This is a genomic window from Puia sp. (assembly GCF_035546395.1).
Taxonomy (GTDB): domain Bacteria; phylum Bacteroidota; class Bacteroidia; order Chitinophagales; family Chitinophagaceae; genus Puia.
Genome location: NZ_DASZXR010000002.1, coordinates 26,093 through 38,987, shown reverse-complemented (window position 1 = coordinate 38,987; position 12,895 = coordinate 26,093). Strand labels below are relative to the sequence as shown.

Annotated in this window: 9 protein-coding genes; 3 read left to right on the top strand and 6 right to left on the bottom strand. The window is 54.3% G+C overall.

Annotation, left to right across the window (positions count from 1 at the left end; genetic code table 11):
- Positions 1-762: an SDR family NAD(P)-dependent oxidoreductase gene (locus tag VHE34_RS01210; RefSeq protein WP_325583716.1), complete on the top strand. Its 762-nt coding sequence runs from the start codon at positions 1-3 to the stop codon at positions 760-762.
- On the opposite strand, the gene sprA is transcribed toward VHE34_RS01210, so the two are convergent.
- Positions 759-8,108: a cell surface protein SprA gene (gene sprA, locus VHE34_RS01205; RefSeq protein ID WP_325583714.1), complete on the bottom strand. Its 7,350-nt coding sequence runs from the start codon at positions 8,106-8,108 to the stop codon at positions 759-761. The genes VHE34_RS01210 and sprA overlap by 4 nt on opposite strands.
- Positions 8,109-8,210: 102 nt before the next feature.
- Entirely contained in the window at positions 8,211-8,816 is a 606-nt protein-coding gene (ruvA, locus tag VHE34_RS01200; RefSeq protein WP_325583712.1) for a Holliday junction branch migration protein RuvA, read from the bottom strand.
- 58 nt (positions 8,817-8,874) lie between these two features.
- Here ruvA and VHE34_RS01195 point away from each other — a divergent pair, with 58 nt between their 5' ends.
- Together VHE34_RS01195 and VHE34_RS01190 are read left to right on the top strand one after the other, a co-directional pair.
- Positions 8,875-9,867 (top strand): beta-ketoacyl-ACP synthase III, encoded by a 993-nt coding sequence (locus tag VHE34_RS01195; protein ID WP_325583711.1) that lies wholly within the window; start codon positions 8,875-8,877, stop codon positions 9,865-9,867.
- A gap of 17 nt (positions 9,868-9,884) precedes the next feature.
- Entirely contained in the window at positions 9,885-10,334 is a 450-nt protein-coding gene (locus VHE34_RS01190; protein WP_325583709.1) for a GNAT family N-acetyltransferase, read from the top strand.
- Between the two features lie 10 nt (positions 10,335-10,344).
- Here the strand turns inward: VHE34_RS01190 and fabD are convergent, their stop codons facing one another.
- From fabD to VHE34_RS01170, 4 genes are all read right to left on the bottom strand, one after another.
- Positions 10,345-11,235 carry an ACP S-malonyltransferase gene (gene fabD / locus VHE34_RS01185; RefSeq protein WP_325583708.1) on the bottom strand — a complete coding sequence of 297 codons (891 nt, stop codon included), beginning with the start codon at positions 11,233-11,235 and terminating at the stop codon, positions 10,345-10,347.
- Positions 11,236-11,348: 113 nt separating this feature from the next.
- On the bottom strand, positions 11,349-11,945 hold the full coding sequence (gene folE / locus VHE34_RS01180) for a GTP cyclohydrolase I FolE (protein WP_325583707.1): 597 nt from the start codon (positions 11,943-11,945) through the stop codon (positions 11,349-11,351).
- A gap of 29 nt (positions 11,946-11,974) precedes the next feature.
- Positions 11,975-12,397, bottom strand: coding sequence for a 6-carboxytetrahydropterin synthase (locus VHE34_RS01175; protein WP_325583705.1), 423 nt, complete (start codon positions 12,395-12,397; stop codon positions 11,975-11,977).
- 77 nt (positions 12,398-12,474) lie between these two features.
- Positions 12,475-12,885: a 6-pyruvoyl trahydropterin synthase family protein gene (locus VHE34_RS01170; RefSeq protein ID WP_325583704.1), complete on the bottom strand. Its 411-nt coding sequence runs from the start codon at positions 12,883-12,885 to the stop codon at positions 12,475-12,477.
- Between the last annotated feature and the right edge of the window lie 10 nt (positions 12,886-12,895).

Genomic DNA, 12,895 nt, shown 5'->3' with positions numbered 1-12,895 from the left:
ATGAACAGGACCATTTTTATTACCGGCGCAACTTCTGGCTTCGGTGAAGCCTGCGCCCGGAAATTCGCCGCCGGCGGCGATCATCTTATCATTACCGGAAGACGGGAGGACAGGCTTATTGCCCTGAAGCGGGAACTGGAAGATCGCACCGGCGTACGAGTGTTGCCGCTGACTTTCGATGTGCAGGACAAAAGCGCAGTCTTTTCGGCGGTGGCGAGCCTGCCCGCATCCTGGAAAAGGGTCAATATCCTGATCAACAATGCAGGTCTCGCCTTGGGCAGGGACTTCTTCGACGATGCCGATCTCGGGGACTGGGAGACCATGATCGATACGAATGTGAAAGGGCTTTTGTATGTATCCAAGGCTGTTCTTCCACTGATGATCCCGGTTGGAAATGGGCATATCATCAACCTGGGGAGCGTTGCGGCAAAGGACATCTATGAGAAAGGAAATGCCTATTGCGGGAGCAAGGCCGCGGTGGATGTTATTTCTCATTCGATGCGGATCGATCTGCTGCGGCATGGGATAAAGGTCACGGCGATTCACCCGGGCGCGGCGGAAACCGAGTTTTCCAATGTCCGCTTCAAGGGAGACGCCGGTCAGGCAAAGAAGATCTATGACGGTTATACACCGCTTACCGCCGGGGATGTTGCCGATGTCATTCATTACTGTGCCGGTTTGCCGCCGCATGTCTGTATCAACGATCTGGTCATGACCTGTACGGCGCAGGCCGATGGCATCTACTTCTATAAGAAATTTTAAGGCGCCAGTGCGATCCGGATATGGATGCCACCCTTGGTGGTAACGATCGGGGGAGTGGTGGATATCTTGGGAGTTGTCCGGGCCTGGTCGAAATAGAAATTGAGGCTGATCCGGTTATTCAGTACGTAGTCGATCGTTGGACCGATGTGGATCACCCGTTGTCCTCCTGTCGGCAGAGAGGCATTCTGGTCCAGGTAGCTGCTGGACATGGCGTCATCTCTGACGCTGACCGTCAACTTCAACGTAAGATCGTTCGATCCCTTCTGCGCATTGATACTGCCGGGTGCCCCACTGGGCGGAGTCTTCCCGTTACCGGGGACCTTCCAGCCAAAGGGCAGTCCCACATTCCTCTTCTTATAGCCGAGGGTAATGCTCAGTTCCGATGAATGCGTCTCGCTGAGCTGGAAATCGATCAGGCTAAGGCTGAGTTGCCGGGAGCGGCTATAGCTGGCCTGCGCAGTCATCATATTGACGAAAGCCATGTCGACCCCAAGCAACGGCGAGAATTGTTCGGAGATGGTGATATTGGGCACCGCGAAATAGGGAATGAAGTTGCCGGTCAGGGTATCGATGAAACCCGGCTGGCCATATCTTGACGGATCTCCATAGTTGAGCTGGGAATTGAAGCTGTTCATGCTCAGGCTACCCGTATAGGAGTTGGTCAGGTTAAAGTTGGTGAAGATCCTGCTGAACCAGGGCAGCTTGCTAAGTCCGTTATAGGTGATGTGCCAGTTGGGCTTAGGCAGATAGCCGGAGAAGGGGTTGCTGGTGACATTACTGCCTTTCTCATTGACAAGCGCCACCTGGGTCGGACTCTTGCCGGTATAGGCCGCGATAAAGGCGGGTATGAGCACATCCTGGGCATAACGGCCATATCCCACCGTATACCCGTCGCCGCCCGTAAGACCGCCGGTATAAGGGTTGATGGACCCCAGGCGTTGGGAAATGATCTGCCGGTAATTTTCGAACCGCTGGAAGGTAGCGGAGATCTGGTCCGGGCGGTATTTCTCGAAAAGTGTCTTGTAGGAAATATAGCTGATGCTGAAGGTCCCCGCAATATAGGGATTCAGCCGGGCAAACCCGTTGCCGCCAATCGTGTCCTTATACAGTTCGGAATAATTTTGACCGAAGGTTTTATCCAAATTGAGTGCGATGCGCAGATCGCGGATGGGCTCCAGAGTGGCGGTAGCCGAGATTTTTTGCGCATAGCTGATCAGGTTTTGACTATTCAACGCCGAGTCCCGGGAGATCAGGTTCCTTCTTCCCAGTTTATTGATGAAATTGGTGTCGGCACGCCGTCCGAAGACATAGCCCCAGCCGGGTTCCATCGAATGGAAGTCCATGCCCAATGCGCGGGTGCTGTCGAGGAAACCATAGATGGTGGACGAACTGTTATCCGAATAGTTGACGGTGATATGCTTGAGCGAAGTGAGCAGTTTTGCCAGGGCCTTGGGCACACCGATGAGGGCGGCAGCCTGCGGCGATGCCGTCGCGCGCCTCGATGTATCGGGGACCTGTCTCCCATTCACCGTGATCGTCCTCGGCGGCTGATCGAGTCCGCGCAATAGTTTCCACTTGCTGTACAACCGCGTAAAATCCAGATCGGCGATCACGGTCCGCTGCTGGGTATTGGAAATGCTGTTCCCGAGAGCCTGTGCATAAAGGAACTGGGAGGCGCCGGTCCACGTATAGGACGCCGAATAACCGGCCTTCACCGTGGTCCAGTCGAGGGCGGGGAACTTGGCTGTCGGCAGCGTATAGGTGACGTTGGTGTTCTGTGTATACAGGACGGTACGGCCACCGTGCCAGAAGCGTTGCCACATCTGGTGACGCTGCTGTTTGTTGAGTCTTCCGCTGTCTTCGTCGATCCACGATCTATTGGTGGCGGTAAAGTCCAGGGCAAGGGATTTTGTGAAATCCCAGCGCAGCGTATAGAGCCGGTCGAAGGTAAAGAACTTATTGAAGGTCTCCGGCAGGACGTCCGGCCCGCCGATATTGCGGGAGCGGTAGGCGCCGAATTGCCGGTTGATATTTGCCTGAAAGCCGAGAACGCTCGGCATGAGGTTGAAATTGAAATCCCGGATCAGCCCCAGCCAGGGAGACCTGGATTTGATGCGCTTTTTGAACGGCTCGATAAATCTCGCCGTATGCGTATAGTTATAGGCAAAAATGGCCTTATGAGTGATAAGCTCGTCTTCCGAGGCGAGCGGGCTGTGATGTTCGCTCCGGCTATAGGAATAGCTGACGTTCACGTTCTCGATGCTCCAGATCTTCAACTTCTTGTTGGTCGTGTTATTCTTGTGGACGTTCGTAAAGTTGATGGTCTGCACGGTCGTCTGGTCTATCGCCTGCTGCCGGATGGAATCTTTTTGCCTGGCGGCCGCCGAATTCAGCTTATCCTTGAGCTTGATGTCCAGGTCGAACGGATCGTATTCCGGCGTACTTGTCGTTTTTGTCACACCTGCGTACACGGGTATGGACACCGCGGCCTTCCTGGGCAGGAGCTTTCCGGCGTCGATATTGATGGCGGCGTCTATTTCCGAATTGTTATCCAGGGATCGTTGGTTGGTGCTCTGATCGATGGTCCCCCACCCGACCGACCTGTTACTGCCCGACACGGTGAGCGTACCGAGATCGGCCAGCTTCATGTCGACCTTGCCGACGGCAGCCCAGCCTCCCCTTTCGCTGATATCGGTGAGCCGGAGCTCGTTGAACCATACTTCGGTACAGACAGTAGGCCGGTTGACGTTCTGTACGCCAAGGAAGACGGCCTGGATGGCTCCAAGGTTGGGGTTACCCAGGATGGCGTAGGACCGGCCATCGGCATCCGTCTCTTTATAATAGCTGTTGGTGGTGCCTCCGTTGTTCCGATCCACCTTTAACTTCACCAGCCGGTTCAGGTTCAGGTTGAGATTATTTTGTGCAGGCCAGACCAATTCGGCTACCTGATCGGTTGTCCCGGTGGGGTACCATGCCGTTACGCGCATAGGCACCCGGATCTCATAATAGTTGCTGACGAAGTCGCTGCCGATGCGGACGACGTACGACATATCGTTGTCGTTCACGCCTCCATTCACTACCGCTTCCGCGTGAACGAACATTTCGAGGGTGCCGTAGCGGCGGAGGTCGAAGTTGGTCGTTTTGTAGACCCCGCGAACATCCCCTTGCAGGAGGTTGCAGATCTGCAGGCTCATCGCCTGTTCGTTGAGCAGGAGGTTGACATTGTTGTTGCTGAGTTCCTGTTGCCGGACAACACCAGGCGGGGAAACATAATTAACGGGCGCGCGCGAGGCGTTCTGCTCGATGTTCACGGCCGTAACGTTGAAACTCGTCGTGCTGTTCGGTAGCAGGGTCATATTGCCCGTCGTATCGATGGTATAGGCGAAGCTGCGCCAGGAGTTGCGTACCAGCTGCAGCTGGGCAAAGCGGAGGACCACCGAATCCGACCAGTTGGTCAGGTACATCCGGATGAACTGGATGGACCGGAAATCGGGCATATTCCCCACATTCTGATAATACTCCGAGAGGGGAATAGACATCTGGTACCAGGTCTGGCTCACACCGCCGCCGGAGGGCGTGAAGGTGACGGAGTCCGTGACATAGTCGAATCCCATTGTCCTTCCGAGGCTGTCCCGGGTAAGGTTGACCTTGTACTCGAAATATTGTTCGAGGGTGTTCATGGTATTATCCTTGTTCAGGTCTTCCTGATCGGGATAAAGCGTATAGGCGGAAATGGTAGTCGACCCCGTATTGGCGATGGGTGAGTTGCCATCCGGGTTATTGATGTTCTTGTAGCGGCCGAGGATACCCGTTTTCGAGGCGTCGTAGGCAGCGTCGCGGTAGTTGATGAAGTTGTCGCTCGACGGGTCATTGTTGGCATTCTGCCCGACCGTGGCGCCGGCCGTTGCGGTCAGGGCTTGTATATAAGGCCTGTACTTCGATTGTTCCTCGATATCGCGCATCCCATCCAAACCGACGTCCTGGAAAGGGCGGTCGGCGGCGTTGTTGCTAAAGGCGGTGGTCACCTGGATCGGATTGGCCGGTACCCTGCCCCAGACGGAGCTGCTGTCGATCTCCGCGGTGATGTTCGGTGAGTTGAGGCCGTTCTCGAATTCTTTTTTCCCGTCTTTCAGGATATCTTCCGAAACGCTGCCCAGATCGATATAGAGCTGGCCGCCCTTGCTGGTATTAGTCACGCCATTGGGGGCGGCGAAGGGATCGAGTACCCAGAACTGGAGAACCTCGATATTGGCTGTTTCGAAATCGGTCTGGTCGAGAGCCCTCATGATCCCGCCCCATCGCTTCTGCGGGTTCAACAGTTTGCCATCCGGCCCAATGCTTCCCGGCCGGGCGTCGAAGTTGTAGGGCCCCCTGTCGGTTGGATAGAAGGCCATGTCGAAGGTGACCAGCTGTGCCTGGCCCGTCTGTACCGACTGATTCGGGAACAGCTGCTGCACCTGTATCGGCCCGATGCGCGGATCGTGCAGGGGATTTTCGTAGCCGGCAACCGGGTTATTGGAATTGCTCGGGTCCTGCAAGGTAGGTTCGATGTTATACCAGGCCAGCTTGGCGCGGTTGAAGCCATAGTCCAGGGAGTCGGTCAGATTTGCTTCCGGGAATAATGGCGGATAAGAGCCTGGCGAGGTGAGCGGGACAGCCGGCGTGGAAGCCAGCGCCCAGCTGGTCAATGGGAAACGCAGGTCGATGGCGCTGGTGCTGCCTTCAAAATCGTCGATGTAGACGGCGCCGCTGGTGCCCTTACCGATCTGTGGCGGATGGCCGGGCCGGAGGATGGCGCCCTCTGCATACGCATTGATGGTGCTCATCTCTTTTGTCGAATAGAATGGCAGCTTATCCAGCAGGCGGGTAAGCTGGGGTAGCTGTCCCCGGTAGTTGACGTCCGAACCGATCATCGTATTCCGGATAGGGTCTTCGCCATAGTCGGTCTTGCTGAAGAAGGGACGTTCGTTCAGCCGTTCGAACGTGGCGCCGATATTGAGGGACTCCTTTGCGGTATTTTTGGCAAGATAGTCGAGCCGGACGCCCATGAAGCTTCGTTGCTGCAAGCCGAAATTGGCATTGTTCTCGAACGAAACGTTGACGGGCACGCCCGAATTGATGATGGCCTGGTTAATGATCTGGACCTGGCCCAGATTATAGTCCACCACATAGTCGATATTCTCCCGCAGGGTTTGCCCCCCTGCGGTGACCACGACGGAACCTGGGGGAACGTTATACGCATTCAGCGACAGGCTGGAAGTGGATTGTCCCTTGGCCGAACCGTTCAGTACATACCGGTCGACGTTGGCGAAGGTCTGCGCAACTGCCTTGATGGTATCGTACAGCTGGTAGAAGACATATTTATCCTTCAGAGACTGCGGTGCGCCGGGAAAAGCCAGGGAGTCGAGGTCCCGGCCAAAGGGCTCGAGGACCGGGAAGATTATCCGGCCCTGGTTAGAAATAACGGTTAGTCCTTCGATATAGTCGAAGATGCCGTCCGAGCCGGGGTCGTTGTGCTGGTTCAGCCGGTCGAGGCCGAGGACGGAGATGAGCGGTAAGTTGGCCTTTGGTCCCTCGGGCAGGTAACGCTTCGTACCCTTGCTTGGTTCGTCATAGTTGACATTGAACTGGAATCCCAATTGCTGAATATTCGCCAGGTAGCCGCCGGTTGGCGTCTTTAGGGAGTAGACGTTCTTCATCATCAGGTTCCAGAGCGGCAGATTCGTACGCTGTGAAGTGGCCTTTAATAATTTAAGGTACAGCACCTTGGATGCTCCCCCACCCGTTCCCGCGGTGGTGTCCGGCGGAACGTCGTTGGAGAATTCCCCGACCTGGTAGATATGTCCGTTATAGCTATACTGGTAAGCGACGGCCAGCACGTCGTTGGCCTGGAGGGTTTGATTGATCGAGATAAAACCCACCTGTGGGTTGAAATAATAGTCCGCCGGATTCAGTTTCCGGGCATAAACTATCTCGAAATCCTGTACCTGGGCCAGTCCCAGCGAGTTAAGTTTGTTTGCGGCGGAGGAGGGGCTACGGCTGGAAGGATCGTTGATGATGCTCCGGTATTCGCCGTTGGCATCGTTGTCGGGAAGCCCCGTACCGTTGGCACCACGCCCGATCCGATTATTGTAGGGGGATGCTTCCCCGAGGTCCATCAGGCCCACGATCTGCCGGGAGCCGGTGTCGACCCCATTCCGGTTGGTTACCCAGACCTCGAGCCGCAGGATATTCACCTGGGAGCTGACGACGGGAATGGTCGACATGACCCGGTTGAAGTTGTTGCGGAAGTACTGCGCCAGCAGGAAGTGCCGGTTTTCATCATAGTCGTCCGCTTTGAACTGGAAGGAAGTGACGGCGGCACCGCCCTGGGAGGAAACGGTCTGCTTCTGCGAGCGTTGGTTGGCAAGGACCGCGGTGAGGGACAGTTTTCCGAACTGGAGCTTGGTCTTGATCCCAAAGAGGGACTGGGCGCCGGTCATCAGGGTACTGGGGGTGGTAAAGGAAACGTTACCCGCCTCGATCTTTTTGATGATCTCGTCCGGGCCGCCGGTATAATCCAGTTTCAGTTGGTTCTCGAAGTCGAAGTTTGCCAAAGTGTTATAACTGATGGGCAGCTTCAGCTTGTCCCCGATATTGCCGACCACCTGGATGTTGGCGTTCTCGTTAAAGTCGAAGCCCCCGGTGCGCCTGGCGCTTTCGGGAAGGGTCGGGTTCTGGATGTTCTGACCCATATAGCCCGCGGTGACATCGACGTTGCCCTGGGGCTTGATGTCGATCTTGCCGTTCCCGAAGATGCGGTTGAAGAGATTGTCGCTTACCGATAGCTTGGGGCGGAAAAGCCGCCGGTTGAGAGCATCGAGGGCGTCCGCCCGCTTTCGGAAGTAGTCCCGCTCGGCCGAATCTCCGGACATTTGGAGCATTTCCTGGGATGTGAGATAGGTCGGCTTTCTATAATACTGGTTACCAATCTTTTCAATGATATAGTACTGCTGGGTGATGGGGTCGTAGACGATGGAATCGCGGAGGTTGGGCGGGTCTTTGAGGTCGAAGGGATTCCTCCCGGGATTGGAGAACCGGTCGCCGCGCCGGTCGTAAATGGGGAATCGGAGGCTGTCGCCGGGTCGGGCGGTGTCCCGGGCGGCCCGGCGCTGGATGGAGTCTCGCTGTCGCCGGATGGAGTCCTGTTGTTTCCGGATCGAGTCGGCGGCTCTTCGCATCTGGTTCAGATAGTAATCGGCCAGACCGACGGTATCGGTGCGATGAGCAACGGTATCCCGTCTATTCCCGGGCGCCGTCGTGTCCCGTTGCTGGAATGGGTGCGCCGATACAGTTGTACAAAACACAACTGAAGCGGCTGTTAACACTACCGTTGCCAGGACCAACAGAAACAAATGGCGGGTCAAACTTTCCTCAAGAATTAGTTAGGTAGAGTTCCACCGATAGGCTTACAAGATTTTTAAAGCTTTCTTAATAACATCCTCGATCTTATCTGCTCCGGGCCCTTCACTCATGACTCTTTTGATGGCATTTTCTGCGGCAGGTCTGGCTATTCCCAGCGTGATCAGTGCATTTAACGCATCCTGTTCTAAGGTATTGCTTGTCAGAGATGAAATATTTGTGTTTTCTTCCCGGGATTTACCCAGTTTATCACGCAGTTCGAGGACGATCCTTTCGGCGGATTTCTTACCGATCCCTTTGATCGTTTCGAGCTGTTTCGCGTTGCCCTGCAGGATCGCCCGGGTGATCTCCTCGGGCTTCATGGAAGACAACATCATCCTTGCGGTCGCGGCGCCAACTCCTGATATGCCGATCAGCTGGATAAACAGGTCTTTTTCCGCTTTATCGAAGAACCCATAAAGGACATGCGCATCTTCGCGGATATGCAAGTAAGTGAGCAGGGCGCCGCTTTCCAGGGATTCGATGCGGGAATAGGTATTAAGGCTTATCTGGAGCTCATACCCCACTCCGGCAACATCGATATGTACCAGCGCCGGACTTTTGAAGGCAAAACTGCCTCGTAAAAAAGCGATCATAGTCACGAAAATACGCATTTGGATATTTTTCCCCACCTTTGCAAAAAACTTTTCTTCACCTGATTGGAAATTTATAATGACTAAGAGAACCACCGCCGCTATCACCGCGATAGGAGGATATGTACCCGAGGACCGATTGACGAATGCCGACCTGGAAAAAATGGTTGACACCAATGATGAATGGATACGGACCCGCACGGGGATAGAGGAAAGAAGGATCTTGAGAGGAGAGGGTAAGGCGACGTCGGATCTTTGCGTACCGGTGATGGAGGAGATTTGTCGCAAGCGGGGTATCACCCCCGGGGAGATCGATTGTGTTATCGTAGCGACGGTAACGCCGGATATGTTATTCCCTTCCACGGCAAATATCGTCTGCGACAAAGTAGGTGCGAAGAATGCCTGGGGTTTTGACATGAGCGCCGCCTGTTCGGGGTTTCTCTACGCCCTCACGAGCGGTGCTATGTATATCGAGAGCGGCAGATTCAAGAAAGTGGTCGTCATCGGCGCGGACAAGATGAGCAGCATCGTTGACTATACCGACCGGACCACTTGTATCATCTTTGGCGACGGCGCGGGGGGCGTACTACTTGAGCCCAATACGGAAGGATATGGGGTGTTGGACAGCATTTTGCGAAGCGACGGCAGCGGCCGGACCCATCTCCATATGAAGGCCGGCGGTTCACTGAAGCCCTCTACCATAGAGACGGTTGCCGCCAAAGAGCACTATATCTACCAGGAGGGCCAGGCCGTTTTCAAATTTGCCGTAAAGGGCATGGCCGATGTCAGTGCGGAACTGATGGAACGGAATAACCTGACCGGCGATGATATCAGCTGGCTCGTGCCGCACCAGGCCAACAAGCGTATCATCGATGCCACGGCGCACCGCATGGGTCTCTCGGAAGAGAAAGTGATGGTCAACATCCAGCGGTACGGCAATACTACGGCCGGGACCATTCCCCTCTGTCTGTGGGACTGGGAAGACAAGCTGAAAAAGGGGGACAACCTGGTATTGGCGGCGTTTGGCGGCGGATTCACCTGGGGTGCTACCTGGGTCAAATGGGGGCACTAAACCGGATTTTTGGATTTATGGAAAATATCATGATTCGCAGGGCGGTCCGTGAGGACTGCCCGCGTTTGTTACAGCTGATCCGTGAATTGGCGGAGTATGAACGGGCGCCGCAGGAAGTAACGGTAACGCTTGAGCATTTTACCCAAAGCGGCTTTGGCCCCCGGCCCGTATGGTGGGCATTTGTCGTTACTGTGGATGGCCGGGTCGAAGGATTTGCGTTATACTATATTCGCTACAGCACCTGGAAAGGACAGCGGCTGTACCTCGAGGACCTCATCGTCACCGAAGAAATGCGTGGCAAGGGCCTCGGGAAATTATTGTTCGACCGGCTTATAGAGGAGGTTCGGGAAAAGAACTTCAAAGGCATGGTATGGCAGGTATTGGATTGGAACGAACCCGCCATCCGGTTCTATAAAAAATATGCCGCTCAGTTTGATGCGGGATGGGTCAACTGCTCCATCGATTGATCGGGATCCATCAGTGAACGCCGTCCATGAGTACGTCGTGGTTGATCTTGTGGATGAGCTTGTGCAGCACCTTTCCCGGGCCTACCTCTGTAAAATGAGACGCTCCGTCGGCTACCATCGCGCGAATGGACTGGGTCCATTTTACGGGCCCCGTGAGCTGCTCGATCAAATTCTTCTTGATCTCGTCCTTGGAAACGACTGCCCTGGCCACCACGTTCTGGTACACGGGGCAAGTGGGAGTGTAGAAGGTGGTATTTTCAATGGCCTCTCTTAGCTCTTCCTGCGCGGAAGCCATGAAAGGAGAGTGAAAGGCGCCGCTAACCTTTAACGGGACGATCTTTCTCGCCCCCGCAGCTTTCGCCTTTTCGCCGGCCAGTTGCAACGCCTTCGGCGAGCCGCTGACCACGAGTTGTTCGGGACAATTATAGTTGGCAGGAACGACGATCTCGCCTGTTTCCTTTTGAACTTCGACACAGATATTCTCCACTACTTCGTCAGCAAGGCCCAATATAGCCGCCATTCCCGAAGGCTCCCTTTCACAGGCATGTTGCATGGCTTCGGCACGTGCCGAGACCAGTTTGAGCCCATCCTCGAAACTTAATACGCCGTTTGCAACAAGGGCAGAGAATTCTCCCTGGGAATGGCCTGCCACCATTTCGGGCTTGCTGTTCTCGATGCCCTTGAATGCGATGACGGAATGAAGGAATATAGCCGGTTGGGTCACATAGGTCTGAAGCAGTTGTTCCTCGGTGCCGTTGAACATGATATCGGATATCCGGAATTCCAGCATTTCATTGGCCTGTTCGAATAACTTCTTTGCAAACGCACTATTCTCATAAAGGTTTCTCCCCATTCCCGGGAATTGCGATCCCTGTCCGGGGAAAACGTAGGCATGCTTCATACTAATCCGAGTTTATTATTTTGGCGGCCATCGGCCCCCAATGAACCTGCAAATATGCCATAAAGCCCGGATTCAGCAAAGAAAATCTCTGGATATCCAAAAGATCATCGATATCAGTGCAGACTGGAAGAGATAAGTTTTGTGAACTCATTGCGGGTTTCGTTCTTTTCAAACTCACCCCAGAACGCGGACGTCGTGGTTACCGAGTTTTGCTTCTGTACGCCGCGCATCATCATACAAAGGTGGGATGCCTCGATGACAACGGCAACGCCGAGGGGATTTAGGGTTTCCTTGATGGCATGCATGATCTGCGTGGTCATCCGCTCCTGCACCTGTAAACGGCGGGCATATACGTCGACGACACGCGCTATCTTGCTCAATCCTGTGATCCATCCGTTGGGTATATAGGCAATGTGGGCCTTGCCGAAAAAGGGCAGCATATGATGTTCGCACAAGCTGTACAATTCGATGTCCTTTACCAGGATCATCTCGCTTACCTCCTCGTGGAATTTAGCCGAATTGAGAATCGCATGCGCATCCATCTCATATCCTTGTGTCAGGAATTGCATCGCTTTTGCGACCCGCTCGGGGGTTTTCAAGAGACCTTCCCGGTTACCGTCCTCGCCCAGGAGATCGAGAGACTCACGATAGTTCTTTGTCAGCGCCGCGGTTATCTTTTCGTCGTACTGTTCGATTTTCGTATATGCCATAATGCGTTACCTTGAATATTTGTCTTTGATCAGGCAGGGTACTCAACAAAATTCCGCTCCGTTTCATATAGTCTCACCTGAAGATCCAGGCGTGGGTCGATCCTTGCCCGAAGCAGATCATAAATCACCATGGCGATGTGCTCGGCAGTAGGGTTAAGATCGCGAAAATAGAGGGTGTCGAGGTTGAGGTTCTTATGATCGAACTTTTCGAGCACCTCTTCCGCTGTGATCCGGGACAGCACTTTCATATCCATCACGTATCCGGTTTCGGGATCAGGCACCCCGGTTACCTTGACGACCAACTCATAGTTGTGGCCGTGATAATGGGGGTTGCTGCATTTTCCGAACACTTCCGCATTCTTCTTGTCATCCCACGAGGGATTGAAAATGCGATGCGCCGCGTTGAAGTGTTCTTTGCGGTAGACAGCTACTTTTTTTGTCTCTTGATTCATAGATGCTGTTTTTTTTTGCGCCTTCGGCGCCAGCGCTAATGATAGGCCTTCGGCCCGGGGGCCTGTGACCCCCGTTGTCAGTTTCCAAAGTATTCTACGTAGATCCTGGGTGTCTCATAGAGCTTGATCGCGTGCAATAGGACACCGGCCGGAAGATGCGGCACCAACTGTTGCCAGATGCCGACGGCCAGGTTCTCGGTGGAGCACATCTTGTCCCGCATAAATTCGACATCCAGGTTCAAATTCTTATGATCTACTTTCTCTATGACCTGCTCTTTTATTATGTCGCTCAGCCGCTTTACATCAAACACGAACCCCGTATCCGGGTCGGGCTCACCCTTGATGGTGACATAAAGATCATAGTTATGCCCATGCCAGTTCTCGTTGGCGCAAAGTCCAAAAACAGCTTCATTCCTTTCCTTGGTCCAGCCTGGATTATAGAGTTTATGCGCTGCATTGAAATGCTCCAGGCGCGTCAGATACACCATTTGCCTTAGT

Excerpts from the sequence above, each read along its gene's own strand:
- folE (WP_325583707.1), bottom strand. The coding sequence starts at position 11,945 with ATGGCATATACGAAAATCGAACAGTACGACGAAAAGATAACCGCGGCG.
- VHE34_RS01170 (WP_325583704.1), bottom strand. The coding sequence starts at position 12,885 with ATGGTGTATCTGACGCGCCTGGAGCATTTCAATGCAGCGCATAAACTC.
- fabD (WP_325583708.1), bottom strand. The coding sequence starts at position 11,235 with ATGAAGCATGCCTACGTTTTCCCCGGACAGGGATCGCAATTCCCGGGA.
- ruvA (WP_325583712.1), bottom strand. The coding sequence starts at position 8,816 with ATGCGTATTTTCGTGACTATGATCGCTTTTTTACGAGGCAGTTTTGCC.
- VHE34_RS01210 (WP_325583716.1), top strand. The coding sequence starts at position 1 with ATGAACAGGACCATTTTTATTACCGGCGCAACTTCTGGCTTCGGTGAA.
- VHE34_RS01195 (WP_325583711.1), top strand. The coding sequence starts at position 8,875 with ATGACTAAGAGAACCACCGCCGCTATCACCGCGATAGGAGGATATGTA.
- VHE34_RS01175 (WP_325583705.1), bottom strand. The coding sequence starts at position 12,397 with ATGAATCAAGAGACAAAAAAAGTAGCTGTCTACCGCAAAGAACACTTC.
- VHE34_RS01190 (WP_325583709.1), top strand. The coding sequence starts at position 9,885 with ATGGAAAATATCATGATTCGCAGGGCGGTCCGTGAGGACTGCCCGCGT.